Raw genomic sequence first — 25,809 nt, 5'->3', positions numbered from 1 at the left:
CGAGTTATTCCTGATTCTGGCGATAGGGGGAAGGGCAAGCCACTATTTACGGCTGTCTTGGGAACAATAGGCAAGATCGGGAACGGCAGTGGGCATCCAAAACGCCGGCTTCCATCCTTCAATTCGACGGCAGGTTTGCCGCCGTCACCTGCCTCGCGTTGCAGTACAGTTTCCGGGAGGGTTGGTCACTCAGGCGCAGTCATGCTGCGATGCTCCGCCGTCGCCACCTTCTGCGCGCCGAGCGGTGTCGCCGCCTTCAGCCTTTCGCCGATATCGCGCAGGATATTCGTGGAGTCTACTGAAAGCGAGCGCGGGCGCACCAGCGGCGGCAGGGCGCTACTGGCGGGGTCGGCGGGCTTCTTGGCCGCAACTGTTTGCGGCTTCTGCACGGGGAAGGGGTTGGTGATGCCCGGGATCGGCTTCAGCACGATGCCCTGATTGGCGTAATCCATGATCTTCTTGAAGGTCATGGCCGGCAGCGTGCCGCCCGTCATATTGTTCGTAGAGGTATAGTCGTCATTCCCGAACCAGACGGCGCAGGTGTAGTTGCCGGTAAAGCCGATGAACCAGGCGTCGCGATAGGCCTGCGTGGTGCCGGTCTTGCCGCCGACCACGATGCCGTTGTCGAGGGCTGCTTTGCGGCCGGTGCCGATCACGGGAACCTGCGTCAGCATCTGGTTCATGTATGACGTGGCTTTTTCGCTCAAAACCCGCTTGGCTGGCGCCTCGTCCCGGTTGAAATCGTAGAGCACCTTGCCGTCATAACCGGTGATCTGCTCGATGCCGTGGCGGCGCGACTGCATGCCGTTGGCCGGGAACACCGCATAGGCCGTCGCCTGATCGAGGACAGTTACTTCCGATGTGCCGATCGGAATGGTCTTGTCGTTGCGGATCGGCGTTTCCACGCCCATGGCCTTGGCCATGTTGCGGATGGGCTGAATGCCGAATTTCTCCTTGGCAAGCCGCACGGGGATAGTGTTGATCGATTGCGTCAGCGCCTGGGTGAGCGTCACCTTGCCTTCGTAGCGGTTTTCGTAATTATGCGGGCTCCAGTTGCCCCAGCTGATCGGCGCATCGACGATGGTGGAGGTGGGCGTCATGCCGTTTTCCATCGCGACCGAATAGGTATAGATCTTGAAGGACGAACCGGGCTGGCGCAGCGCCTTGGTCGCGCGGTTGAACTGGCTTTCGCCATAGTCGCTGCCGCCGACCATGGCGCGCACAGCGCCGCCATTTTCGATGACGACGGAGGCGCCCTGTTTGGCCTTATAGCGCTCGCCGAACTCCATCAGGCTGGATTGAACCGAATCCTCCGCCGCCTTCTGCAGCCCCATATCGATGGTGGTGCGCACGATCAGCGAGCGCTCGGGGAACCGCGTAGCAAGCCTCTGCACTTCATCGAAGGCCCAATCGAGGAAATAATCCGGGGATTCGATCTGAGCTCGGTCGACCACCGAAGCCGGGTTGCGTCGCGCGGCGATCACTTGTCCCTCGGTCATCAGCCCGCTTTGCACGAGATTGGACAGCACGTCGTTGGCGCGGGCGCGCGCCGCCGGCAGGTTGACGTGCGGCGCATATTTTGCCGGCGCCTTGAAGAGGCCGGCGAGCATCGCGGCTTCCGCCAGATTGACGTCAGTGATGCTCTTGCCGAAATAGAATTGCGCCGCCGCCGCTGCGCCGAAGGTGCCGCCGCCCATATAGGTGCGGTCGAGATAGAGGCTCAGGATCTCCTTCTTGGAGAGATTGGCCTCGAGCCAGATCGCCAGGAAGGCTTCCTTGACCTTGCGTTCGATGGAGCGCTCATTGCTGAGGAAGATGTTCTTGGCAAGCTGCTGCGTCAGCGTCGAGCCGCCCTGAACGACGCCGCCGGCCTGCGCATTGACGGTGACCGCGCGGAACAGGCCGATGACGTCGATGCCGAAATGGTCGAAGAAGCGCCGGTCCTCGGTCGCCAGCACCGCCTTGATGAAATAGTCCGGCAGCTGGTCTACCGGCACGGAATTCTCGTGAATGATGCCGCGATGGCCGATGACGTTGCCGTAGCGGTCGAGGAAGGTGACGGCGAAATTGCCGCGGTTGCGCCAGTCGCCCTGCGTCGCCTCGAAGGCCGGCATGGCGAGCATCAGCATGACGACGGAGCCGGCCGTCCCCAGCGTCAGGCCTTCACCGAGCAGTTCGAAAAAGACGCGTTTCCAGCCGCGAACGCGGAAGCGGCGGAAGAAGATGGTGATCTCCTCCCATGCCTCGGCGAGACCGAAGCCGGCATTCCACAAAGTGGAGTCGATCCATGAATCAAGGCGCAAAAAGAAATAGCGCTTGCGACGCCGCGGCTTCTCGGCCCCGTTATCCTTAGGCGTCTCGGGCTCCATCTTCGGCCCGTTTTCTGGATTGGATGGGTCTTCCACGCTCTACTTCCCGACCACATTACTGCCGCGTGTCTCCTTGTGGCACACGCAAAGCCCATTATCTCATAGAACGGCTAATTGAATAATTGGTTGATTTAGAGAAAAGAACAAGAGACATGCATGCCGCAGCCCGAATTCCCTTTGCCGGGTGGCGAGGACGACGATGATGACAGACGAGATACCCTTCTGGAAAAGCAAGACCCTGGCGGAAATGAGCCCGTCGGAATGGGAAAGCCTTTGCGACGGCTGTGGCCTCTGTTGTCTCAACAAGCTCGAGGAGTGGGATAGCGGCGACGTCTATTTCACCTCGATCCGCTGCAAGCTGATGGACGGCGAAAGCTGTCGTTGCACCAGCTACCCGAACCGCTGGGATTTCGTGCCCGACTGCGTACAACTGACGCCGGAGAAGGTTCCGGAGCTGGAATGGCTGCCGCCCACCTGCGCCTATCGCCTCGTCAATGAGGGCCGCGATCTCTATTGGTGGCATCCGCTGATCTCGGGTGATCCGGAAACGGTGCATATCGCCGGTGTTTCCGCCCAAGGGCGCACCGTCAGCGAGAACGATGTCGATCTTGACGATTTCGAGGATTATGTCGTCGATTGGCCGCTGACCGTCGAGGATGACATGATGCCTAATCCTCCGGCAAAGCCATAGATTTCGGCGCTACATTTCGCCAAGCCTGGCGCAAGAGCCTTTTGATCTCCTCGTTTCCGGCATCGCGATGGAAAAGTCGCGTCCATCCTTTCAGGCCCCAGCTGCCGGGCACAGCGGCGACATGCCTTGGCATGATGGCCGAAGCCATCTGCTGCTGATCGGGCGTCAGCTTGACGACGCAGAAATCCGATCCGCGAAGTGTCATGAAGATTCTGCCCCGCACGCGAAAGTCACGGGTGCCGAAATGCGAGCCCTCTGCCGTTTCAGGCAAGCTGAGGGCGAGGGATGCAAGCTCCTCGTCGGTCATGGCCGCGACAGTATCATCTCCTTCCATGCAGTAAATGGAGGCTTGAAAAGGGTGCGATCAAACGGTTCTACGACGAGATGGTGAGTTTATTGAATTGAGCCTGTCCACATGGTATCGCGCGGTGCCCTCGCATATGCACAAGGAGCCGCCGCGTGATCCGTCATATCGTCTTCTTTACCGTTCCCGATCGCGCCAAGCTTGAGGAGGTCCGTTCCGGCCTCTCGATCCTCACGGCCATTCCGCATGCGCGGCTTTTGGAGATCGGCACGAACGTCAAGACCGATCAGCTCGGAACCGAAGTCGATCTTGTGGTCTACGGCGAATTCGACAACGAGGCGGCATTGGCGGCTTACAAGGCCCATCCGAATTACCAGCGCTCCATCGAGCGCGTTCGGCCGCTGCGCGAAATGCGCATTGCCGCAGATTACGAGACGGCGACGGCCGTCCGTGAACCTTTCTGAATGTCGGGCGCGGGGGCAGAACTATTTCCCGCCAGTCCTTTCAATGGATTGAGCATGCAAGCGGAATCGGATTGTCCGCGACCGGATTCTCGGCTTGAGGTTCTTGAATCAACTTTTGAAGCTCCGGACTCAATTTGAGAGGAAATCGCGGCAAGCGATTCAAAGGACTCAAGGAAATCATCACGCCTTATGCCGATAAGGCGTCTCCAGGCCAGTTGCATTGGTCACGGGAGGGCGCGGTTCATCTCGCCGACATGAACCGATGATAAGCAAGAATGATTAAAAATGGCTGAGCTGGCGGCTCCGCGCGTAGTGCTCGCGAAGCCGGGCATGCATCGGTCCACTCATATCGCCGATAGATTGTATCGATGCCGCGTTCTGAAGCGACAGACGGTTGCTGTCCTCACGCTGCAGCGGATCCACATTCAACAATTTCAAATGCTTAGAAAATCCTCTGGACGACCCCTGCGCCCGGCTGGCCGAAAATTACAGCCCATTCATTTGCCATTCAGACGTGTTTGGGTAAATAATCGGCCAAGTTCATATCCCTGTGGGAAGTCCGAAGCATGGCCTCATTTTCAAGCATAGCAGCAGCGGCCCTCGTCCTGGCCGGCTCGTCTGTTCTGCCGGCGCCAGCGCCGACGTCGACCCTGGTCGCGCGCGCCAACAGCGATTGCAGCGAGGCAGCCGAGGAAGTCGTCGCCAAGACCGGTGGCCAGCTTCTTTCCGCACAGCCGTCCGGCGACAGCTGCATCATCACCGTTCTCGTTCAGGGCAACGGGCAGCGCCCGCGCAAGGTGACGATGAAGGTGCCGATGTGATGCCAGGGCATGTGGGTACCAACCTAAAGCCTTGAATCTCACACAAAATCTTATTGTTTCCGTGATTCCACTGCAGCGTGATTTACAGTACTGTTTCTCGAACCGGGGAAATTGGATTCAGAGATGCGCATTCTCATAGTCGAAGACGATATCAACTTGAACCGCCAGCTTGCCGAGGCCTTGAAGGAGGCGGGCTATGTGGTCGATACGGCCTTTGATGGCGAAGAGGGGCATTTCCTCGGCGACACCGAACCTTATGACGCGATCATCCTCGATATCGGCTTGCCTGAAATGGATGGCATCACCGTGCTTGAAAAATGGCGCGGCGCCGGACGCACCGTGCCCGTTCTGATTCTGACCGCCCGCGACCGCTGGAGCGACAAGGTGGCAGGCATAGACGCGGGCGCGGACGATTATGTCGCCAAGCCTTTCCACGTCGAGGAAGTGCTTGCCCGCATCCGCGCGCTCATCCGCCGCGCCGCAGGCCACGCCTCTTCGGAAATCGTTTGCGGCCCGGTGCGGCTCGACACCAAGAGCTCGAAGGCGACCGTGGACGGCAAGCCGCTCAAGCTTACGTCTCATGAATATCGGCTGCTTGCCTATCTCATGCATCACAAGGGCGAGGTCGTCTCACGCACCGAACTGGTCGAGCATATGTACGATCAGGATTTCGACCGTGATTCCAATACGATTGAAGTTTTTGTCGGACGCCTTCGCAAGAAGATGGGCGTCGATTTGATCGAAACGGTCCGTGGCCTTGGTTACCGCATCCAAGCAGCGACCAATGCGAATTAAGTCGCTCACCGCTCGCGTCCTGCTGCTGACCACGCTTTGGTCGGCGGTGGCGCTGGTGGTGATCGGGCTTGTCATCTCCGATATCTACCGCAAGAACGCCGAGCGCGGCTTTCAGGATCTGTTGCGGGCGCAGCTCTATAACGTCATCAACTCCGTGACGATCGGTGATCAGGGTGCGCTGTCAGGCAGTCCGCAGCTTGGAGACCTCCGTTTCTCACAGCCGAAGACCGGCTGGTATTGGATAGTCGAGCCGCTCGGCACATATACGTCAAACCCCTTGGTTTCGTCGTCGCTCGGCGCGTCAAACCTGCCGGTTCTATCCGTGCTGGAAGCGCCTTTCGATAAGAATTACGAGCGCTATTATATCGTCACCGACGCCTTCGGAAATCGCGTTCAGGTGGCGGAAACCGAAATCCAGTTCGATACGGACCATGCGGCTCGGTTTCGCGTGACCGGCAATGTCGCCGTGGTTGAAGATGACGTGCGCAATTTCTCCCACAGCCTCTATTTCGCGCTCGTCGGCTTCGGCGTCGGAAGCTTGATCGTCAATGCGCTTGCCATTCTCTACGGTCTGAAGCCGCTCGATAAGGCGCGGGCCGCGCTGGAACGCATCCGCGCCGGTGAAAGCGAACGCCTGCAAGGCGATTTTCCGCGTGAGATCCTGCCGCTTGCCAATGAGATCAATGCGCTGATCGACAGCAACCGGCGTATCGTCGAGCGCGCCCGCATGCAGGTGGGTAATCTCGCGCACTCGCTGAAAACGCCGATTGCGGTTCTTCTGAATGAATCCCGTGTCCTCGAGCGATCGCATGGCGATCTGGTGAAGAACCAGGCCGAGGTCATGCAGGGGCAGGTGCAATCCTATCTCAATCGTGCCCGCATCGCCGCCCAGCGCGAATCCGTGCTGGCGCGCACCGAAGCCGAGCCGGCGCTGGAGCGGCTGGTCCGCGTCATGCGGCGGCTGAATACCGACAAGGAGTTCGAACTCTCCGTCTCGCCCAATCTGGCGCTCGCCATGGAGCAGCAGGATCTCGAGGAGACGGTCGGTAATCTCCTCGAAAATGCCGCCCGCTTTGCCGAACACAAAGTGCGTCTGGTTGCAAACGAAGCGCCTGCTGAAGTCAAGGGTATCGATCCGGCGCGCCGCCATTGGGTGGAACTGGTGGTTGAAGACGACGGCCCAGGGCTGGAGCCGGATCAGATCCGCGAAGCCATGAAACGCGGGCGCAGACTGGACGAGAGCAAGCCCGGCACCGGTCTCGGTCTGTCGATCGTCAGCGAGATTACGAATGAATATCAAGGCCGTTTCGAGCTCTCCCGGGGCAGCTGGGGCGGGCTTCGCGCGAGCCTAATTTTGCCGGGCCTGACGAAGGATGTTGCGTGAGGAACGGCATGATGCCAAAAAGGCGTTGTGGATCATGATGATGCCGCAGCGCAGTACCTATGGTTTTGCTTTTTGATACTGGTTCGGTTGTATGAAGCTTCGTACCTTTTTTCTGGTCATTCCCTCTCTTTTTGCCGCGCTTGCGCTTTCTGGTTGCTCGACGACAAGCGGCCTGGGGGGCAGCAAGAGCCTGTTTTCGTCCGCGAAGCCTCCGGCCTCAGCGACCTTCATCAATGCTCTTGATGGTGGTATCGTCGAGCGCACCGGCATCAAGCTGAGCGACAACGACAAACAGCGTGCGCTGGAAGCGGAATATCGTGCCCTCGAAACCTCGCCTCTCGGCCAACCTGTGGCATGGAAGGGCAGGAATGCAAGCGGCGAGGTTGTTCCCGCTGCGCCCTACCAGGTCGGCTCGCAGAATTGCCGGCAATATACGCACACGGTCACGGTCGACGGCAAGCCGACGACTGCGAGGGGCGCGGCCTGCCGCAATGACGACGGCACCTGGACGCCGCTTGAATAGGCGTCTGCACTGAAAGGCGCGGCCAAACGCCTCAAATCTTCGTCAGATGGCCTTTCCCGGTTGGAATAAGCGCCCCGTTAAAGTATTGGGCGTCTATGCTGTTCTGGATTCTCGTGGCCGTTCTTACGGCGGTTGTCGGCGCTGTGCTCCTCTATCCCCTTCTGCGTGGTGCGAAGGAGGCGGAGGACCGTCGTTCCGGAGAGGCCGAGGTCTATCGTGATCAGCTCAGCGAACTGGACCGGGACCTTGCCAGCGGCCTCATCTCCGCGCAGGAGGCCGACTATGCCCGCGCCGAAATCGGACGGCGTCTCATCGCTGCCGCCAAGGACGAAAAGACGGCAGCGAAATCGCCTGCACATGGCAGTTACCGTCTTGCTCAGGCCTTCATCATCGTCCTTCTTCCGGCCGTTGGTCTCTGTCTCTATCTCGTCAATGGCGATCCCGGCCTGCCGGCGCAGCCGCTGGAAGCGCGGCTGGAGAAGCCGGGAAACGATCTCGCCATCTCGATCGTCAAGATCGAGCAGCATCTGGCCAAGAACCCGGATGATGCCAAGGGCTGGGAGGTCCTGGCACCGATCTATTTCAAGACCAACCGTATCGGCGACGCCGAGCTTGCCTATCGCAATGTCATCCGCCTGCTGGGACCGAACGCAGCTCGGCTTGGCGATCTGGGCGAGGTGCTGGTCGTGAAGGCCAATGGCATTGTGACTGCGGAGGCGCGCGAGGTGCTGCAGCAATCGCTGGCGCTCGATGCCACCAATCCGCGCACGCTTTTCTATCTGGCGCTGGCACTGGAGCAGGAGGGCAAGGCGGCCGATGCGAAAACGGCCTTTGAGGCCCTGGCAAAACAATCGCCGCCCGACGCACCCTGGCTTGCCGCGGTCAATGAGCATATCATCAAGAATGGCGGTCGGGCGATGGCATCCGCCAATGACAATGCACCCGGCAATCCGACCGCGGAGGATGTCGCTGCAGCCAATGCGCTGAGCAGCGGCGATCGCCAGCAGATGATCCGCGGCATGGTCGACAGCCTCGATGCCAAGCTCAAGCAAGATCCGAAGAATTTCGAGGGCTGGATGCGGTTGATCCGCTCCTACGCCGTGCTGAATGATCGGGAGCGCGCGGCGGATGCATTGAAGCGCGGTCTTGCGGCCTTTCCGGCCGATGGAGGAGAGGGCCAGCAGCTTCTGGCGCTGGCGAAGGAATTGGGACTGCCGACGGAGGTGACGCAGCAATGACCCGCAAGCAGAAACGTCTGGCCGTGATCGCCGGCGGTATGGGTTTCATCGCCGCCGCCGTGTTGCTCGTGCTGTTCGCCTTCAGCCAGTCGGTCGCCTATTTCTATATGCCGGCGGATCTCGCCAAGACACCGGTCAATGCCGGGACGCTGATCCGCCTCGGCGGCCTCGTCGGTGAAGGCTCGATCGTGCGCGGTCGGGGAACGCAGGTTCAATTCTCGGTCACCGACGGCACCGATACGATCAAGGTCAAGTATGATGGCATCCTGCCGGACCTGTTCCGCGAAGGGCAGGGCGTCGTCACCGAAGGCAAGTTCGAGCCGGGCAGTGACGTTTTCGTTGCCGACAGCGTGCTCGCCAAGCATGATGAGCGTTACATGCCGAAGCAGGTCGCCGACAAGCTGAAGGCTGATGGCGTCTGGAAAGGCGAGGAGGCCAGCCAATGATCATCGAGCTCGGACACTATGCCCTGGTGCTGGCGCTCGCGACCGCGCTGATCGTCTCCATCCTGCCTGTCGTCGGTGCCCGGCGCGGGGACGTGTCGATGATGGATATCGCCCCGGTCGGCTCCATCGTCATGTTCCTGCTCGTCGCCTTCTCCTTCGGCGTGCTGACCTACGCCTATGTCGCCTCCGATTTCTCCGTCCTCAATGTCTGGGCCAATTCCCATTCGCTGATGCCGCTGATCTTCAAGATCTCCGGCGTCTGGGGCAATCACGAGGGATCGATGATGCTCTGGCTGCTGATCCTGGCCCTGTTCAGCGCGTTTGTCGCGCTCTTCGGGCGCAATCTGCCGGATGTACTGCGCGCCAATGTACTGGCTGTACAGTCGTGGATCTCCTCGGCCTTCCTTGTCTTCATTCTGCTCACCTCCAATCCCTTCATTCGGCTCAACCCGGCGCCGGCCGAGGGCAAGGATCTCAATCCCGTTCTCCAGGATATCGGTTTGGCGATCCATCCGCCCTTGCTCTATCTCGGCTATGTCGGCTTCTCCGTCTGCTTCTCCTTTGCTGTCGCCGCGCTTCTGGAAGGTCGCATCGATGCCGCTTGGGCACGCTGGGTCCGGCCTTGGACGCTCGCCGCCTGGAGCTTCCTGACGCTCGGCATCGCCATGGGCTCCTACTGGGCCTATTACGAGCTCGGCTGGGGCGGCTGGTGGTTCTGGGATCCGGTGGAAAATGCCTCCTTCATGCCCTGGCTTGCCGGCACGGCCCTGCTGCATTCGGCACTGGTCATGGAAAAGCGCGACGCCCTGAAGATCTGGACGGTGCTTCTGGCGATCCTGACGTTTTCGCTGTCACTGCTCGGCACCTTCCTCGTGCGTTCCGGCGTGCTGACCTCCGTCCATTCCTTCGCCAGCGATCCGACGCGCGGTATCTTCATTCTCTGCATTCTCCTGATCTTCATCGGCGGGGCTTTATCGCTTTTTGCGCTGCGTGCGCCGAAGCTTGCTTCCGGTGGATTGTTCGCGCCGATCTCGCGCGAGGGCGCGCTTGTGCTGAACAACCTGATCCTCACGGTCGCCTGTGGCACGGTTTTGACCGGCACGCTCTATCCGCTGGCGCTTGAAACACTGACCGGCGACAAGATTTCTGTCGGCCCGCCCTTCTTCAACATGACGTTCGGGCTGTTGATGACCCCGATCCTCATCGCTGTGCCATTCGGGCCGCTGCTCGCCTGGAAGCGCGGTGACCTGCTCGGCGCACTGCAGAGGCTCTATCTCGTGGCAGGCCTAGCCTTCCTGGCTGGCCTTGTTCTGTTTTACATCGAGCATGGCGGCCCCATACTGGCCGCCCTCGGCCTTGCCGCCGGCTTCTTCCTGGCCTTCGGCGCCTTGGCCGATCTTTGGTATCGCGCCGGCGTCGGCAAGGTGGCGGCTGGTGTCGCCTGGCGCCGCCTGAGCGGGCTGCCTCGCTCTGCCTTCGGCACCGCGCTAGCCCATGCCGGCCTCGGTATCACCGTACTCGGCATCGTCGCTGTGACGACTTTCGAGGGGGAACACATCACCAGCATGAAGCCGGGCGAGGTCGCCGAGCTTGGCGGCTACAGCTTGCGCTTCGATGGAGTGCAGCCGGGCGTCGGCCCCAATTTTACCGAGGATCGCGCCCACTTCACCGTTAGCCGTGGCGGGGTTGCCTTTGCCCAGATGTCGTCCGCCAAACGCGTCTTTACTGCAAGCCGCACGGCGACCACGGAATCGGGCATTCTCACGCTCGGCCTCAACCAGCTCTATGTGTCGGTCGGCGACGCCAGCAAGGATGGCGGCATGGTCGTGCGCATCTGGTGGAAGCCGTTTATTCTTTGCATCTGGATGGGCGCGTTGGTCATGGCGCTCGGCGGCTTTGTATCACTCAGCGACCGCCGCCTGCGCGTCGGTGCACCGAGCCGCAAGGCGAAACCAGTTCGCCCGGCCATGGAGCCGGCAGAATGATAGGTTTGACCAATACCCCCTCATCCGCCCTTCGGGCACCTTCTCCCCGAGGGGAGAAGGGAAAACCGCTGCAGTCTTCCTCGACTGGCTTTTGTGCGACACCGGCACCACAGCGGCAATTTCCCCTTCTCCCCTCGGGGAGAAGGTGCCCCGTAGGGGCGGATGAGGGGGTATTGTGTGTTAAGAATAGCGGGGCCGGGAAGAAGGTAGCGGTGTTCGCGCGCCTGCTTATGTTGCTGGCATTGCTCTTTGCCGCGGCCCCTGCCTTTGCCGTCAATCCCGATGAAGTCCTGTCCGATCCGGCCTTGGAGGCACGGGCGCGGGCGATCTCGGCGGAGCTGCGCTGCATGGTCTGCCAGAATCAATCCATCGATGATTCCAATGCCGATCTTGCGCGGGACCTGCGCTTGCTGGTGCGCAAGCGCCTGACCGATGGCGACAGCGATCAGCAGGTGCTGGATTACATCGTCTCGCGCTACGGCGAGTTTGTGCTGCTCAAGCCGCGCTTGAGCGAGAAGACATACATCCTCTGGGGAGCACCGATCGTGCTCTTCGTAGCAGGCGGATTGGCCCTTGCCTTTTACGCGCGCCGCCGCGTCGGCGAGCCCACCGGCAGCGCTTTGAGCGCCGATGAAGAGGCGCAGCTGAAAGATATCCTCGGAAAGTGACCCGACTGTCGTCTTTCGTCATAATGTTGCACCGATACCTTACATTACGAATTTTTCATGGGGCGGACAGTTCGTTGTAAGGTGCCGTGCCCTATATCTTCATTATGGCGCAACACAGCCGGTTTGGCCGGCGCAAATCTGACGAGAAAAGAGAAGGTAATTCGCATATGTTCAGGAATATCAAGGACACTTTGTCCCGCAGCACCGCTATGAAGGCTTCCGTCGTCGCCGGCCTCGCTGTTGCTGCCCTGGCAACGGGTGTTCCGGCCGTCGTTACCGGTGCCTATGCCGATGCCGTCAACGTTCAGGCGCCGCAGGTTCCGAGCTTTGCCAATGTGGTCGACGCCGTATCGCCGGCCGTCGTTTCGGTCCGCGTCGAATCCCGTGTCAATCCGGTTGCCGATGACGACGATTCCTTCGGTCTCGGCCGCGGCTTCGATGATCTTCCGGACGATCACCCGTTGAAGAAGTTCTTCCGCCAGTTCGAGCAGCAGCAGGGTCGCGGCCAGCAGCATGGTCAGAACCAGCAGAAGAATTCCGATGACAAGGGTCGCCTGCGTCCGGTCGCTCAAGGATCCGGCTTCTTCGTCTCCGAAGACGGGTACATCGTCACCAACAATCACGTCGTTTCCGACGGTGCCGCTTTCGTCGTCGTCCTCAATGACGGCACCGAGCTTGACGCCAAGCTCGTCGGCAAGGATAGCCGCACCGACCTGGCAGTCCTGAAGGTCGATCCCAAGGGCAAGAAGTTCACCTATGTCGGCTGGGCCGATGATTCCAAGGTCCGCGTCGGCGATTGGGTCGTTGCCGTTGGCAACCCCTTCGGCCTCGGCGGCACGGTCACCGCCGGTATCGTCTCGGCTCGCGGCCGTGACATTCATTCCGGCCCCTATGACGATTACATCCAGATCGATGCGCCGGTGAACAAGGGCAACTCGGGTGGCCCGACCTTCAACCTCAACGGCCAGGTGGTTGGCATCAATACCGCGATCTTCTCGCAGTCAGGCGGCAGCGTCGGCATTGCCTTCGCAATCCCGGCGACCACCGCCAAGGACGTCGTGACCGACCTGATCAAGACCGGCACGGTTTCACGCGGCTGGCTTGGCGTTCAGATCCAGCCCGTCACCAAGGACATCGCCGAATCGCTCGGCCTTGCCGAAGCAAGCGGCGCTCTGGTCGTCTCCCCGCAGGACGGCTCGCCTGGCCAGAAGGCCGGCATCAAGAATGGTGACGTCGTCACGGCGGTCAATGGCGATCCGGTCAAGGACCCGCGCGATCTCGCTCGTCGCATCGGCGCCATGCAGCCAGGCTCCAAGGTTGAGGTTTCGCTGTGGCGCGGCGGCAAGTCGCAGTCGGTCACGGTCGAACTCGGCACATTGCCTGCCGATCAGAACCAGGCTTCTAATGACGACTCGCAGCCGGATCAGCAGCCGCAGCAGCCGTCCTCCGAGAAGGCGCTGGCTGACCTCGGTCTCACCGTCGGCCCTTCCGACGATGGCAAGGGTGTTGCGATCACCGCGGTCGATCCCGACTCCGATGCCGCCGACAAGGGCGTGAAGGAGGGCGAGAAGATCACCTCGGTCAACAACCAGCAGGTCTCGAACGCCGGCGATATCGCCAAGGTCATCGAGCAGGCGAAGAAGGATGGACGCACGCGCGCCCTGTTCCAGATTCAGTCCGGCAATGGCAGCCGCTTCGTCGCTCTGCCGATCAATGCCGGTTGATCCTTTAAGCGAATGAAATGAATCAGGAAGCCGCGCAGGCCACGGCTTGCGCGGCTTCCTTTTTAGAACATGTCGAAGATGACTGGCTCCAAGGCAGGTGAAAGATGACAACCGCTGGCCAACATGCCGTGAATTCCTCCGATTCTGGTTGTGCCGAGGCAGCCTCGGCAGGTAATGTCGCCCATATGAAGATTCTGATCATCGAAGACGATCTCGAAGCGGCGGCTTATCTCACCAAGGCGTTTCGCGAGGCCGGCATCATTGCCGATCACGCGAGCGACGGCGAGAGCGGTCTCTTCATGGCCACTGAAAACACCTACGATGTCGCCATCATCGACCGCATGCTGCCGCGCCGCGATGGCCTCTCCGTCATAAGCGAATTGCGTCGCAAGGGCGTGCACACGCCGGTTCTGATCCTTTCTGCGCTCGGTCAGGTCGATGACCGCGTCACCGGCCTGCGCGCCGGCGGCGACGATTACCTGCCCAAGCCCTATGCCTTCAGCGAGCTTCTGGCCCGCGTCGAAGTGCTCGGCCGCCGCAAGGGGACGCCGGAACAGGATGTTCTTTATCGCGTCGGCGATCTGGAACTGGACCGCCTCTCGCATGAGGTGCGCCGCGGCGGCAAGGAAATCCTGCTGCAGCCGCGCGAATTCCGCCTGCTGGAATATCTGATGAAGAATGCCGGCCAGGTCGTGACCCGCACCATGCTGCTGGAAAATGTCTGGGATTATCATTTTGATCCGCAGACAAACGTCATCGACGTCCATGTCTCGCGTCTGCGCTCCAAGATCGAGAAGGATTTCAGCCAGCCGCTGCTGAAGACGATTCGCGGCGCCGGCTACATGATCAAGGACGAGGGATGAGCCGCTTCCGCGTCCTCTTCAAGTCCACCGCAGTCCGCCTTTCCGCCCTCTACATCCTTCTTTTCTCGCTTTGCGCCGCGACGCTCGTCTTCTACGTCACGGCCATGTCCGAACGGCTGCTGACGGGGCAGATCCGCGATGCAGTCCAGCAGGAGGTCAGTCAGGTCAAGCGCGCCTACGACATCGGCGGTCTGAACCTGCTTCTGCGCACCATGGAGCGCCGCGCCCGTCAGCCGGGTGCCAATCTCTATGTCATTGCCGGGCCATCGGGCGATATCCTGGCCGGCAACGTCGCCTCCGTGCAGCCCGGTGTGCTCGGCCAAGCCGGCTGGACGGAGTTGCCCTTCTCCTACGAGCGCTACACCGACGCCTCCAACGATCCGGAGCGCCGGCATCTGGCAATTGCCAATATTTTCATTCTCGACAACGGCTTGCGCATCCTGATCGGCCGCGACCTCGGCGAGCCCGAGCGCTTCCGCGTGCTGGTGCGCCAGGCGCTGATGCTGGCGCTGGCTATCATGGGGCTCGGCGCACTGGTCATCTGGTTCGGCATCGGCCGCAACGCATTGAAGCGCATCGACCGGATGACGGATGCCAGCCGCAAGATCATGGCGGGCGATCTTTCGCAGCGGCTGCCGGTCGGTGGTTCCGGCGATGAGTTCGACCGCATGTCCGCCTCGCTTAATGCGATGCTCGAGCGCATCGAGAAGCTGAACGAAGGGCTGCGGCAGGTCTCCGACAATATCGCTCATGACCTCAAGACGCCGCTGACGCGCCTGCGCAACAAGGCCGCCGATGCGCTCGACAGTGCCGACAGCGAGGGGCGTCGTGTCGCCCTTGAGGGCATTATCGGCGAATCCGATCAGCTGATTCGCACCTTCAATGCCCTTCTGATGATTTCCCGCGTCGAGGCGGGGTCGGTAGCGGCGGAAATGACTGAAGTCGATCTCTCTTCCATCGTCGCCGATACGGCCGAACTCTATGAGCCGGTCGCAGAAGAGGCGGGTCTGACGCTGACGGCCGATATCGAGCCGAATGTCGAAATTCAGGGCAATCGCGAGCTGATCGGTCAGGCACTCTTCAATCTCATCGACAATGCCCTCAAATATGCGACGGGCTGCAACGGCGAGCAGACGATCACCTTCAAGCTGGCGCGCACCAACGACGCCGTGACGCTCGCGGTCGCCGATCATGGGCCAGGCATTCCCGCCCATCAACGTGCCGATGTGGTCAAGCGTTTCTTCCGTCTGGACGAAAGCCGCTCGAAGCCGGGAACAGGCCTCGGCCTTGCACTGGTGGAGGCTGTCATGGAGCTGCATGGCGGTCGGCTTGAGCTTTCCGATACGGTCCCCGACAGTCCCGACGCGAAGGGATTAACGGTCACCATGATCTTCCCCATGCAGAAACAATAGGTTAATCCTGCACTAGAGCCGGATGATTTTAGGTCGAAACGACCTGAAATCTGAATCCGCTCTAGCGTCAAAGAAGTAGAGCATGATGTTATCCGAAAACCGCTCATACTTTTCGGCATCATGCTGTATCCGCTTGCTGTTGGGGAGAACTGCATGACGACGCAAAGCGATTTGCTGCGGGATGTTCCGGCCGGGCGGTTGCGGCCGTTGAACCAGACGGAGACGAAGTCTGCGCTTGCCGATCTCAAGCAGATCGCCGGAACGGAGCCGGTCGTTGCCGATCTCCTTGCGGGCGAAAGTGCGTTGCGGGATTTCATCGTCGCGGCTCTGACCCTGTCCCCTCATTTGCGCGAAATCGCCAATCTCGAACCGTCGCTCCTCGTCGCCGCGATCGAGAAGCCGCTGTCGCCGCAGATCGAAGGGCTGGTGGAAGAGGCTCGCCGCGCCTGGCTGCCCGCGGATGGGGAAGGTGCCTCTCCTGCTGAATCTGAGGTAATGAGCCGTCTGCGCATTGCCAAACGCCGTGCGGCCTTCCTCGTTGCCCTTGCCGATCTCGCGCGCATCTATGATGGCAGGGTGACCACACGCTGGCTGAGCAGGCTTGCAGAGGCCTCCATCTCAGCGGCGATCGATCACCTGTTGCTGTCGTCGCACGAGGCCGGCAAGATCGCGGTTCCCGATCCCGCCGCCCCGAGTTGGAAATCCGGGTTGATCGTCCTCGGGATGGGCAAGCTCGGCGCCGAAGAGCTGAACTATTCCTCCGACATCGATCTGGTTGTCTTTTTCGATGAGACGGCAGGCATCGTGCCCGATCCCGATGATGCCATCGACATCTTCCCGCGGCTGATGCGCCGGCTGGTGCGCATCCTGCAGGAGCGCACGGCAGATGGCTATGTCTTCCGCACCGATCTCCGTCTGCGTCCCGATCCCGGCTCCACGCCGCTCGCGATCCCTGTGGACGCTGCGATGATCTATTACGAGGGCAGGGGGCAGAACTGGGAGCGCGCCGCCTTCATCAAGGCGCGTCCCATCGGCGGTGATATCGCTGCCGGTCAGGCTTTCATCCGCGATCTCGTGCCCTTCGTCTTCCGCAAATATCTGGATTACGCCGCGATATCAGACATCCACTCCATCAAGCGGCAGATCCACGCGCATAAAGGACACGGCGCCATCGCGGTCAAAGGCCATAACGTCAAGCTTGGCCGCGGCGGCATTCGTGAGATTGAGTTCTTCGTGCAGACGCAGCAGCTGATTGCTGGCGGTCGCATGCCGTCTCTGCGCAGCCGATCGACGGAGGAGACGCTTTTCGAGCTGACCGAGGCGAAGTGGATCGATGCGGAAACGCGCGACGAACTGGTGACGGCCTATTGGTTCCTGCGCGACGTCGAGCATCGCATCCAGATGGTGCGCGACGAGCAGACGCATCTGTTGCCGGAAACCGATGCCGAACTCCGCCGCATCGCCTACATGATGGGTTTTGCCGACGTGTCGGCTTTTTCCGAAGCGCTGGTGACGACGTTGAAAACCGTCGAGCGCCGCTATGCGCGCCTGTTCGAACAGGAAACCAAACTATCGAGCGAAACTGGCAATCTGGTCTTTACCGGCCAGGGCGACGATCCCGATACCCTGGAGACGCTACGCCGTCTTGGCTTCGATCGCCCCTCTGACATCGCCAACGTCATCCGCACCTGGCATTACGGTCGATATCGCGCGACGCAATCGGTAGAGGCACGAGAACGGTTGACGGAACTGACGCCGGAGCTGCTGCGAGTCTTTGGCGAAAGCAAGCGTGCCGACAAGGCTTTGTTGCGCTTCGACAGCTTCATTTCCGGCCTGCCGGCAGGCATACAGCTCTTCTCGCTGCTCGGGAACAATCCGGCGCTTCTCTCGCTCATCGTCAACATTATGTCGTCGGCGCCGCGACTTGCCGAGATCATCGCGGCCAAGCCGCATGTCTTTGACGGCATGCTGGATCCAACGCTGATGGCGGAATTGCCGACGCGCGACTATCTGGCAGAGCGCCTCCAGAGCTTTCTTGCCCCGGCACGGCATTATGAAGAGACGCTCGATCTCCTGCGCATCTTTGCCTCCGAACAGCGTTTCCTGATCGGTATTCGCCTGTTGACGGGTGCAATAGGCGGCGTCATGGCGGCCCGCGCCTTTACTTATCTTGCCGATCTCATCGTCGAGGCAGCGCTGGATGCCGTCTTGAAGGAAATCCGGGGGGCGCATGGGGACTATCCCGGCGGGCGAGTTGCCATCGTCGGAATGGGCAAACTTGGCAGTTTCGAGCTCTCGGCTGGTTCCGATATCGATATCATCCTGCTTTACGATTACGACGACGCAGCCAGCGAATCCGATGGTCCGAAGCCGCTCGATGCCACGCGCTATTTTACCCGCGTCACGCAGCGCCTGATCGCGGCCCTTTCGGCGCCGACGGCCGAGGGCGTGCTCTATGAGGTGGACATGCGCTTGCGTCCCTCCGGCAACAAGGGGCCGGTCGCCACGCGCATCAATTCCTTCGAGAAGTACCAGCGCGAGGAAGCCTGGACGTGGGAACATATGGCTCTATCGCGGTCGCGCCTGATCTGCGGCGACGAGAAGCTGGTGAACGATGCGGAGCGCGTCATAGGCGAGGTTCTTTCGACAAAGAGAGATGTCGCCAGGATCGCTAAGGATGTTCGCGAGATGCGCGCCCTGATCGAACAGGAAAAGCCGCCGGAAAGCATCTGGGATCTGAAACTGATCCCCGGCGGCCTGATCGATATCGAATTCATCGCGCAATATCTGCGGCTGATCGCGTCGGTTCGCGGCGTTGGCATCGATGCAAACGGCCTCAGCACCGCCGAAGCGTTGAAACTGCTCGGCGGCAGCCTGATGGATCGCAACGATCTGGACGTCTGCCTGGAAGCTCTGCAGCTCTATACGGAAGTGTCGCAGCTTATCCGCCTTTGCATCGATGGCACGTTCGATCCGAAAAACACGCCTTCCGGCCTGATCGAACTGGTTTGCCGCGCCGGCGATTGCCCGGATATCCGCACGCTGGAAGCGGAGCTGAAGCGCCTGTCGAAGGCCGTTCGGAAAGTATTCCAGGCAACAGTCGGAAGCTGATCAGCTCTGATCCGGGATGCGGATTGCGATCACCGTGCCGATACCTTCGCGCGAGCGGATGCGCATGCGGCCTTGATGCAGCGCGGTCAGCGATCTGGAAATGGCGAGCCCCAGGCCGGAGCCTCCCTTGCTCTTGGCATATTGGCTCTGCACCTGTTCGAAGGGCTGGCCAATCTTGCCGAGCGCCGATTTCGGAATGCCGATACCGGTATCGGCGATGACGAGCATGACGGCATCGTCGACCCTGCGTGTGCGAACCGCGATGCGGCCGCCGTCATTGGTGAATTTCACGGCATTGGAGAGCAGGTTTAGCACGATCTGCTTCATCGCCCGCCGGTCGGCATTGAGCTTGATCTCGGAGGAAATATCTTGCTCGACGAGAATGTTCTTCTGCGCGGCCGGAATGCGGGTGAAGCGTAGGCATTCCTCGATGAGCGGTGCGAGATTGATCCGCTCGCAGGAGAGCTTCATATGCCCGGCTTCGATCTTCGACATGTCGAGAATGTCGTTGATGACGTTGAGCAGATGCTTGCCGCTGTCGTGAATGTCCTTGGCATATTCGTTGTAGCGGGCCGAGCCGAGCGGACCGAACATCTGGTCCTGCAGGATTTCCGAGAAGCCGAGAATGGCGTTGAGCGGCGTGCGCAGTTCATGCGACATGTTGGCGAGGAATTCCGATTTGGCCCTGTTGGCGGCTTCGGCGCGCTCCTTCTCGGCGAGATAATTGGCGTTGGCGGTCGAAAGCTCCGCCTTCTGCTTCTCCAGGATCTGCCGCGATGCGGAGAGATCATTGATCGTCGCCATCAGCCGGCGCTCGGAGTCGCGAAGGCGCTCCTGATTGCGCTTGAGCTGTGTGATGTCGGTACCGACGGAGACAAGGCCACCGTCGCGCGTGCGACGCTCATTGATCTGCAGCCAGCGCTCGTCGGCGAGCTGCACCTCCGTCGTCTGCGAATGATTGGAGCGGCCGGGATCGACGATGCGGCGCTCGATGACCGGTCGTGCCGCAGCGGCATTGACGACGGCGCGCTCGGTGCCGGGAACGAGCACATTGTCGGGCAGACCATAAGCCTGCTGGAAATGCGCGTTGCACATGACCAAGCGATCGTTCTTGTCCCACAGCACGAAGGCTTCGGAGGTGCATTCGATAGCATCGGCCAGGCGCTGGTCGGCCTCCGCATAGCGTTGCGCCAGGCGGTGCTGTTCAGTCACGTCCATCGCGATGCCGATCATGTGGACGCGGCCGGAATTGGTGCGGATTATCTGGGCGCGGGCGCGCATCCAGACATAATGCCCTTTGGCGTGGCGAATGCGCAGGATCTGGTCCACCTGGCCGGCATTGCCCCGGGTGACTGTGCGGGCAAGCATATGTAGGCTGTTGTCGTCCGGATGCATCAGCCGCGCCGCGTCCGTGAAAGCGAGTGGCTTGTCGGCGACCGGCAGCCCGAGCATGTCGTACATCGACCGCGACCAGAAGAATTGGCGGCTGGTGAAATCGAAATCCCAAAGACCACAGCGCCCGCGCGACAGCGCCGTCTCGACCCGCAGGTTGGATTCGAGGAAGATTTCGTCGGCGTCCCGGGCGCGTTTCACCTGCGTATAATAGGCGTAGAGGATGACGAGCAGGATGGAGGATATGCCGGCAAACAGTGTGACGTTCAGCGTCAGCTCGTCGCGCCAGAGCTTGTCGATCTGATCCATCGATGCAGCCGACAGAATGAAATCACCCTTGTCGCCGATCAGGGAAATGGCTGCGTAGAAGGGCTCGCCGCCAATCATGGTCTCGATTACGCCGGCATGGTCGCCAAAACTGCGGATGGCCGTCACTTCGGGAAAGAAGTCGGAGACGAGCATTCCGATATAGCCTGAGCCGGCGGCCGATGAGCCGAACACCCGGCCGCTTGCCTGCACCAACAGGACGAAAGCGCCGGTGTCCAGTCGATCCTGCGGCAGATAGGAGGCCAGTTTCCGTTCTGCGCCGCTGCGGTCGCCGGCCTGGAACAGGCTGGCATCATTCGAAAAGGCGGCGGCGGCTGCTGCGATCGAAAGCGAGGTCGTTCGGCGGGCGGAAGCCGCCATCCGGCTATGCTCCGTGATCATGCCGAAGAAATGCGAGGCGGCGACGACCATCAGGAAGGAAACGATGAGGACGGGAATGATGCGCTTGAGAATATGCTCCGTCTGCGGAAAACGACGTGAAATCGTCTTCACCCGCACTCCGGTTCGATCGGTAACGCCGCTATGCCAGGATTTCAGACCGTCGAAATTAACACGCAGCCGTCCATCGGCCGCGGTTGCCCGCCGCACGTCCACCATCGCTTTAGCCTTGTCCCTCGTGTGATTCGCTGCGACGCTCGCCCGAATCTGCCCTAATGAATCATTCGTGATTCGGCTTGTCCAGAGGGTGCGGTAAAACTTTCTTAACCATCTGCGATTTCAGCATATTTTGCACACGCAGCGGTAAGTTGCACGCTTTCGGGACTCGTTGAAGCTGAAAAGGCCAATGCAAATCAGCCCTCGAAATCGGCGCACCGGGCGATCGAAATCACTCCTTGAGGATACGTTCGACGATGTCGCGCACGTCGGTCGAAAGACCGCCTGCGCGCTCGATCCGCATCAGCGCCGCGCGGGCATGGTCGGCCCGCACCGGCTCCAGCAGGCGCCAGGAGCGCATTGAAGTCAGGATGCGTGCCGCAAGCTGCGGGTTGCGCTGATCGATCTCGAGGATCTCGTCGGCCAGGAAATTGTATCCGGCACCATCTACGCGGCCAAAGCCGGTGGGGTTGGCGAAGGCGAAGGTGCCGATCAGCGCCCGCACGCGGTTGGGATTGGTGTGCTTGAACAGCGGTGTCCCCATGAGCAGCCGGATGCGCTCCAGCGCGCCGGCGCCAGGAATCGCGGCCTGAATGGCGAGCCACTTGTCGATGACGAGCGCATTGTCTGCGAAGCGGTCGCGGAAATGCGCAAGCGCTGCCGCCGTCTCGGCAGTATCCGGGAAGCGCTGCGCCAGAATGGTCAGTGCCGCACTGAGATCGGTCATGTTGTTCGCCGCGTCATAGGCGGCCTTTGCTCTCGCTGGCGTCTCGTCCAACTGCGAGAGATAGCTCAGTGCCGTATTGCGCAAGGCGCGGCGACCGGCGCTTGCCGAATCCGGGGTAAAGGGGCGGGACGTCTGCATGCTGTCATAGAGGGCGGTGAAGACATGCTTTCCAGCTTCCGCGACCCGCTTGATGATCGTCTGGCGCGCGGCGTGAATGGCATCGGGGTCGTTGTTGCCGCCGAGTTCGCGGGCGATATCGGCCTCGCTGGGCAGGGCGAGTGCCTGAGCGCGGAATGCCGGCTCCAGGCTTTCGTCGGCTGCGGCTGCGAGCAGCGCCTCGGTGAAGGCAGAATCGCAAGTGATATCGGTGCCTTGGCGTATATCGCGCGCCGCCTGCAAGAGGTTCGGCAGGCCAAGATCGATCAGCGCCTGCCAGCGGGCGAAATGATCGGTCTCGTAGCGAGCAATCAGTGCAAGGTCCTGGGTGCTCTGGCTGAATTGCAGGTTGATCGGCGTCGAGAAGCTGCGATTGAGCGAAAGAACCGGCCGCGAGGGAATGCCGTGGAATGTCACGGTCTGCGCCTGCTTCGTCAGATGCAGGACATCGTCGGTGAGCTCTGCCCCGGTAACGGACGCGGGCGTGATGATCGTGCCGTCTTCGGCGAGCAAGCCCATGCGTAGCGGAATGTGCATCGGCTTCTTCACGGTCTGGCCCGGCGTCGCCGGCACCATCTGCTCGAGCGACAGGGTGAACGTCTTGGCATCGGCATCATAGGCGCCGGATGCCGTGACGAGCGGCGTGCCGGCTTGGTGATACCACAGCGAAAACTGTGTGAGATCGCGACCGCTGACATCCTCGAAACATCTGACGAAATCTTCGATCGTGACAGCCTGTCCGTCATGCCGATCGAAATAGAGGTCCATGCCCTTCTTGAAGAGATCGCGGCCGAGCAGCGTCGCGATCATGCGTGTGACTTCGCTGCCCTTCTCATAGACGGTCGTCGTATAGAAGTTATTGATTTCACGGTATGTCGTCGGCCGCACTGGATGGGCAAGCGGCCCGCTGTCCTCTGGAAACTGTTCCGACTTCAGGTGACGGACTTCGGCAATCCGCTTGACGGGACGCGAACGTTGATCGGCGGAAAATTCGTGATCGCGATAGACGGTCAGGCCCTCCTTGAGGCAGAGCTGGAACCAGTCGCGGCAGGTGATGCGGTTGCCCGTCCAGTTGTGGAAATATTCGTGCGCGATGATGGCTTCGATATTGGCATAGTCGGCATCGGTTGCCGTCTCGGGGTCGGCCAGAACGTACTTGTCGTTGAAGACGTTGAGGCCCTTATTCTCCATCGCCCCCATGTTGAAGTCCGATACGGCGACGATCATGAAGATGTCGAGATCGTATTCGCGGCCGAACCGCTCTTCGTCCCACTTCATCGAGCGCTTCAGCGCATCCATGGCGTAGGTCGCACGCGGCTCCTTGCCGTGCTCGACATAGATCTTCAGTGCGACCTCACGGCCGGACATTGTGGTGAACGTGTCTTCGACGATACCAAGATCGCCAGCGACGAGCGCGAAGAGATAGCTCGGCTTCGGGTGCGGATCGAACCACGCGGCGAAATGCTTGCCTTCACCATAGCCGGCGCCGCCGAGGAAATTGCCGTTCGACAGCAGCAGCGGATTGGCGGCCTTATCGGCTATGATGTTGACCGTATAGGGGGCGAGAACATCCGGCCGGTCGGGGAAATAGGTGATACGGCGGAAGCCTTCGGCCTCGCACTGCGTGCAATAAATGCCGCCGGTGCGATAGAGACCCATCAGCTGCGTGTTGGCTTCCGGGTTGATCACGGTCGTGATCGTCAGCTCGAAGGGCGTGCTTTCCGGCAGATCGCGAACCGTGAGGCTTTCAGGCGTGGCGTCATATTGCGCGACAGGCAGCTCCGCCTGATCGAGCAGCAGGCCGGAGAGCAACAGCTCGTCGCCATCGAGCACCAGGGGTGCCTTGGGATCGATACCTTCGCGCCGATGGAAGATCAGCCGTGCCTCCACTTTGGTCTCGGTCGGATGCAGATCGAAGGTGAGGTCCACGCGTTCCAGAACGAAGTCGGTGGGACGATAGTCTGCCAGATTGACGATCTGGCCGGTGTCTGTGCGCATGGTCTATCCTGATCAGGCTATGCTGTGGCGGGCACAGTCCGAAGCCCTCCTCCGGACTGAAAGTGCCGCATCATTACACCGAAATCTGAACCAAAGTTAAAGTCATATCGCAATGCCGATATGTTTTGTTATGGCACAATAAGTATTCGCTCGCCGAGCGGCTCTCGATTCAGCTATTCGAATAAAAAGTGGTAGCTCTACGCCTGCATTTGCAGACCGACAGTGCAATTGCTACCATAACGTTCCGGTGGATCATCATGACTGCATTGCTGTTGGATGCAGGCCGTTACGGTCGGGAAACAATAATTTAAAGTAAATTATTTGTTTAACCCCTTGCGATATAAAAGCGCTTGCATAACTATAGCATGCTATTAGATGTCGGAATTATGATCGATTCCGATAGTTTTGTTCACAAAAATGAAACATCCACTTTCTGTTGCTTTTAAGAAGGGCACCCCAGGAGGCCCGATTGAGTTTTCCCATCGAGCAACTTGCTCGTCATCCCAAGTTCGTAGCATCCTTGAGCTTTCTCTCTGAGACATTGCGTAACCGTTATGATAGCGGCCCGAGGGTTGCGCGCATGCTCGCCTCACATCAGCGCTGGCTTCTGACCCAGGCCGCCTATGCGCTTCATCTTGAATATGATCCGGGGATTCCGGGCTCGGGGCTGACCGTTGTTGCCCTGCGCAACCTCATCACGCATTACCGCATCGCCAGCCGCAACACGGTCCTGAGCTTCATCGAGGAACTGCTGACCTATCGCTTCCTGGAGTTGGCTCCAGGTCCTGCCCGCCGTCCGCGCCGCTACGTGCCGACCGAAATCAGCTATACGGCGATGTTCGGCTGGTATCTCGCCAATCTGGCCGCGCTCGATCTCCTTGACAATGGCAGCCGCGCAGCCGCGCTAGTGGCTTCGCCGATGCTGATGGATCTGGCACAGCCGCGCATGACCCGCAATTGTCTGGCCGCCGACATCTGGCGCGAACCGCCGGAAAGCGTAGGCCTATTTCTCTGGACGGAATCCGGCGGTCTTGTTGTCGATCATATCGTGTCAAGGCTGGATCTCAGTGGAGAAGTCGGCGATCGAATCGATATCGGCCATGTCGATGCCCGCGCTCTCGCCGCGCATTTTATGATATCGCGTACCCATTTGCAGCGTATCCTGCGTAAATCTGCCGACCGCGGAGACATCGGCTGGCATGACGAACCCAAGAAGACGCGTATGTGGATATCGCGCAATTTTCTCGATCAGTATTGCGGATGGCAGGCCGTAAAATTGGCTGCGGTCGATGAGGCCTTCGCCTGGGCGCGGTCCACATAGAGGGCAGGGCTCTCTCGGAACTGCCCGTTCGGTCCGAGCCGTTGATCAGGCAGAGTAATTCTGCCTGTAAAATCTCAAAGCGGAATGCTGGTCGCGACGATCCGGGCAGCGCTTGTGCTGCGGCACTCGTCCTTGTGAAAATTGCGTGCGCGCTCGAATTCCTCGGCGGCCCGCACCGCAGAGCCGATATGGCCGACGGAATCGAGCAGAGCGATGAATGAACGCAAACCTGAAGACATGATGGGTATCCCGATACTTGAACGTTACGCTGGATCGCCCGGCAATTCGCGCCCGCAAGTCAGCAGGCGCGGAAATCGGCGAAAATTGCCGTCGGGCGGCTGATGCGAGCCGAGATGCCGGTGCCTCGTGCGGTCATCTGCTCATTGGCAGCAATGCCGAGATTGCGATGGCCGTTTATGGCGCGCACGGGCTCGATGGCGCGGCGCAGGGTATCAAACCCGCAGTGAATAGGGCGAAAACGTGCAGTCATTGCCTT

General features: G+C 60.4%; 21 protein-coding genes. 15 read left to right on the top strand and 6 right to left on the bottom strand.

Features of this window, described 5'->3' with window-relative positions; translation table 11 throughout:
• Window positions 1-185: 185 nt before the first annotated feature.
• The gene (locus AC13QY_RS19060) at window positions 186-2,405 is read right to left on the bottom strand and encodes a transglycosylase domain-containing protein (RefSeq protein ID WP_113354021.1); all 2,220 of its coding nucleotides are present in this window, start codon (window positions 2,403-2,405) and stop codon (window positions 186-188) included.
• Between the two features lie 166 nt (window positions 2,406-2,571).
• Between AC13QY_RS19060 and AC13QY_RS19055 the strand changes: the two genes are divergently transcribed.
• Window positions 2,572-3,060: a YcgN family cysteine cluster protein gene (locus AC13QY_RS19055; RefSeq protein WP_069616308.1), complete on the top strand. Its 489-nt coding sequence runs from the start codon at window positions 2,572-2,574 to the stop codon at window positions 3,058-3,060.
• On the opposite strand, the gene AC13QY_RS19050 is transcribed toward AC13QY_RS19055, so the two are convergent.
• Complete coding sequence (locus AC13QY_RS19050; protein ID WP_113354022.1) at window positions 3,038-3,367, bottom strand: MmcQ/YjbR family DNA-binding protein; 330 nt, start codon at window positions 3,365-3,367, stop codon at window positions 3,038-3,040. The genes AC13QY_RS19055 and AC13QY_RS19050 overlap by 23 nt on opposite strands.
• Before the next feature lie 152 nt (window positions 3,368-3,519).
• On the opposite strand from AC13QY_RS19050, the gene AC13QY_RS19045 reads away from it, so the two are divergent.
• The 13 genes from AC13QY_RS19045 (at window position 3,520) to AC13QY_RS18985 (ending at window position 18,798) form a co-directional block, all read left to right on the top strand.
• Window positions 3,520-3,828: a Dabb family protein gene (locus tag AC13QY_RS19045; protein WP_113330801.1), complete on the top strand. Its 309-nt coding sequence runs from the start codon at window positions 3,520-3,522 to the stop codon at window positions 3,826-3,828.
• A 566-nt stretch (window positions 3,829-4,394) separates the two neighbouring features.
• On the top strand, window positions 4,395-4,649 hold the full coding sequence (locus AC13QY_RS19040; protein ID WP_075852053.1) for a hypothetical protein: 255 nt from the start codon (window positions 4,395-4,397) through the stop codon (window positions 4,647-4,649).
• A gap of 123 nt (window positions 4,650-4,772) precedes the next feature.
• Window positions 4,773-5,444, top strand: coding sequence for a response regulator transcription factor (locus tag AC13QY_RS19035; RefSeq protein ID WP_113330802.1), 672 nt, complete (start codon window positions 4,773-4,775; stop codon window positions 5,442-5,444).
• Window positions 5,434-6,828 carry a sensor histidine kinase gene (locus tag AC13QY_RS19030; RefSeq protein ID WP_488487084.1) on the top strand — a complete coding sequence of 465 codons (1,395 nt, stop codon included), beginning with the start codon at window positions 5,434-5,436 and terminating at the stop codon, window positions 6,826-6,828. The genes AC13QY_RS19035 and AC13QY_RS19030 overlap by 11 nt, the downstream gene beginning before the upstream one ends.
• A 91-nt stretch (window positions 6,829-6,919) precedes the next feature.
• Window positions 6,920-7,351, top strand: a complete 432-nt coding sequence (locus tag AC13QY_RS19025) for an RT0821/Lpp0805 family surface protein (RefSeq protein ID WP_069616086.1) — start codon at window positions 6,920-6,922, stop codon at window positions 7,349-7,351.
• Window positions 7,352-7,446: 95 nt separating this feature from the next.
• On the top strand, window positions 7,447-8,589 hold the full coding sequence (gene ccmI / locus AC13QY_RS19020) for a c-type cytochrome biogenesis protein CcmI (RefSeq protein ID WP_488487083.1): 1,143 nt from the start codon (window positions 7,447-7,449) through the stop codon (window positions 8,587-8,589).
• A complete protein-coding gene (gene ccmE, locus AC13QY_RS19015) occupies window positions 8,586-9,035 on the top strand; it encodes a cytochrome c maturation protein CcmE (RefSeq protein WP_488487082.1) in 450 nt (149 codons plus the stop codon). Before ccmI ends, ccmE begins: the two co-directional genes overlap by 4 nt.
• On the top strand, window positions 9,032-11,020 hold the full coding sequence (locus AC13QY_RS19010) for a heme lyase CcmF/NrfE family subunit (protein ID WP_488487081.1): 1,989 nt from the start codon (window positions 9,032-9,034) through the stop codon (window positions 11,018-11,020). The genes ccmE and AC13QY_RS19010 overlap by 4 nt, the downstream gene beginning before the upstream one ends.
• A 212-nt stretch (window positions 11,021-11,232) precedes the next feature.
• On the top strand, window positions 11,233-11,688 hold the full coding sequence (locus tag AC13QY_RS19005; protein WP_488487080.1) for a cytochrome c-type biogenesis protein: 456 nt from the start codon (window positions 11,233-11,235) through the stop codon (window positions 11,686-11,688).
• A 167-nt stretch (window positions 11,689-11,855) separates the two neighbouring features.
• A complete protein-coding gene (locus AC13QY_RS19000) occupies window positions 11,856-13,412 on the top strand; it encodes a Do family serine endopeptidase (RefSeq protein ID WP_113330810.1) in 1,557 nt (518 codons plus the stop codon).
• Between the two features lie 104 nt (window positions 13,413-13,516).
• Window positions 13,517-14,275, top strand: a complete 759-nt coding sequence (locus tag AC13QY_RS18995; protein WP_069616091.1) for a response regulator transcription factor — start codon at window positions 13,517-13,519, stop codon at window positions 14,273-14,275.
• Complete coding sequence (locus tag AC13QY_RS18990) at window positions 14,272-15,687, top strand: sensor histidine kinase (protein WP_113354028.1); 1,416 nt, start codon at window positions 14,272-14,274, stop codon at window positions 15,685-15,687. The genes AC13QY_RS18995 and AC13QY_RS18990 overlap by 4 nt, the downstream gene beginning before the upstream one ends.
• Window positions 15,688-15,840: 153 nt before the next feature.
• Window positions 15,841-18,798, top strand: coding sequence for a bifunctional [glutamine synthetase] adenylyltransferase/[glutamine synthetase]-adenylyl-L-tyrosine phosphorylase (locus tag AC13QY_RS18985; protein WP_113354029.1), 2,958 nt, complete (start codon window positions 15,841-15,843; stop codon window positions 18,796-18,798).
• Here AC13QY_RS18985 and AC13QY_RS18980 read toward each other — a convergent pair whose 3' ends face one another.
• Together AC13QY_RS18980 and pepN are read right to left on the bottom strand one after the other, a co-directional pair.
• Window positions 18,799-21,114, bottom strand: a complete 2,316-nt coding sequence (locus tag AC13QY_RS18980; protein ID WP_113354030.1) for a PAS domain-containing sensor histidine kinase — start codon at window positions 21,112-21,114, stop codon at window positions 18,799-18,801.
• Between the two features lie 229 nt (window positions 21,115-21,343).
• Window positions 21,344-23,992 carry an aminopeptidase N gene (pepN, locus tag AC13QY_RS18975; protein ID WP_488493793.1) on the bottom strand — a complete coding sequence of 883 codons (2,649 nt, stop codon included), beginning with the start codon at window positions 23,990-23,992 and terminating at the stop codon, window positions 21,344-21,346.
• A 469-nt stretch (window positions 23,993-24,461) separates the two neighbouring features.
• Here pepN and AC13QY_RS18970 point away from each other — a divergent pair, with 469 nt between their 5' ends.
• Window positions 24,462-25,313 carry a hypothetical protein gene (locus AC13QY_RS18970; RefSeq protein WP_183813258.1) on the top strand — a complete coding sequence of 284 codons (852 nt, stop codon included), beginning with the start codon at window positions 24,462-24,464 and terminating at the stop codon, window positions 25,311-25,313.
• A gap of 74 nt (window positions 25,314-25,387) precedes the next feature.
• Here the strand turns inward: AC13QY_RS18970 and AC13QY_RS18965 are convergent, their stop codons facing one another.
• Complete coding sequence (locus AC13QY_RS18965; protein WP_168192546.1) at window positions 25,388-25,552, bottom strand: hypothetical protein; 165 nt, start codon at window positions 25,550-25,552, stop codon at window positions 25,388-25,390.
• Between the two features lie 59 nt (window positions 25,553-25,611).
• Complete coding sequence (locus AC13QY_RS18960; protein ID WP_092710297.1) at window positions 25,612-25,803, bottom strand: hypothetical protein; 192 nt, start codon at window positions 25,801-25,803, stop codon at window positions 25,612-25,614.
• Between the last annotated feature and the right edge of the window lie 6 nt (window positions 25,804-25,809).

The organism is Martinezella sp. CNPSo 3795, from assembly GCF_057784475.1.
The sequence above is the reverse complement of the archived record's forward strand: the minus strand, read 5'-3'. Positions and strand labels throughout refer to the sequence as shown.

Bases quoted from the DNA above. Each gene is read 5' to 3' on its own strand.
- ccmI (WP_488487083.1), top strand. From the start codon at position 7,447: ATGCTGTTCTGGATTCTCGTGGCCGTTCTTACGGCGGTTGTCGGCGCT.
- AC13QY_RS18985 (WP_113354029.1), top strand. From the start codon at position 15,841: ATGACGACGCAAAGCGATTTGCTGCGGGATGTTCCGGCCGGGCGGTTG.
- AC13QY_RS19035 (WP_113330802.1), top strand. From the start codon at position 4,773: ATGCGCATTCTCATAGTCGAAGACGATATCAACTTGAACCGCCAGCTT.
- AC13QY_RS18995 (WP_069616091.1), top strand. From the start codon at position 13,517: ATGACAACCGCTGGCCAACATGCCGTGAATTCCTCCGATTCTGGTTGT.
- AC13QY_RS19030 (WP_488487084.1), top strand. From the start codon at position 5,434: ATGCGAATTAAGTCGCTCACCGCTCGCGTCCTGCTGCTGACCACGCTT.
- AC13QY_RS18960 (WP_092710297.1), bottom strand. From the start codon at position 25,803: ATGACTGCACGTTTTCGCCCTATTCACTGCGGGTTTGATACCCTGCGC.
- AC13QY_RS19010 (WP_488487081.1), top strand. From the start codon at position 9,032: ATGATCATCGAGCTCGGACACTATGCCCTGGTGCTGGCGCTCGCGACC.
- AC13QY_RS18990 (WP_113354028.1), top strand. From the start codon at position 14,272: ATGAGCCGCTTCCGCGTCCTCTTCAAGTCCACCGCAGTCCGCCTTTCC.
- AC13QY_RS19000 (WP_113330810.1), top strand. From the start codon at position 11,856: ATGTTCAGGAATATCAAGGACACTTTGTCCCGCAGCACCGCTATGAAG.
- AC13QY_RS18965 (WP_168192546.1), bottom strand. From the start codon at position 25,552: ATGTCTTCAGGTTTGCGTTCATTCATCGCTCTGCTCGATTCCGTCGGC.
- AC13QY_RS19040 (WP_075852053.1), top strand. From the start codon at position 4,395: ATGGCCTCATTTTCAAGCATAGCAGCAGCGGCCCTCGTCCTGGCCGGC.
- AC13QY_RS19055 (WP_069616308.1), top strand. From the start codon at position 2,572: ATGACAGACGAGATACCCTTCTGGAAAAGCAAGACCCTGGCGGAAATG.
- AC13QY_RS19050 (WP_113354022.1), bottom strand. From the start codon at position 3,367: ATGACCGACGAGGAGCTTGCATCCCTCGCCCTCAGCTTGCCTGAAACG.
- pepN (WP_488493793.1), bottom strand. From the start codon at position 23,992: ATGCGCACAGACACCGGCCAGATCGTCAATCTGGCAGACTATCGTCCC.
- ccmE (WP_488487082.1), top strand. From the start codon at position 8,586: ATGACCCGCAAGCAGAAACGTCTGGCCGTGATCGCCGGCGGTATGGGT.
- AC13QY_RS18980 (WP_113354030.1), bottom strand. From the start codon at position 21,114: ATGGTGGACGTGCGGCGGGCAACCGCGGCCGATGGACGGCTGCGTGTT.
- AC13QY_RS19025 (WP_069616086.1), top strand. From the start codon at position 6,920: ATGAAGCTTCGTACCTTTTTTCTGGTCATTCCCTCTCTTTTTGCCGCG.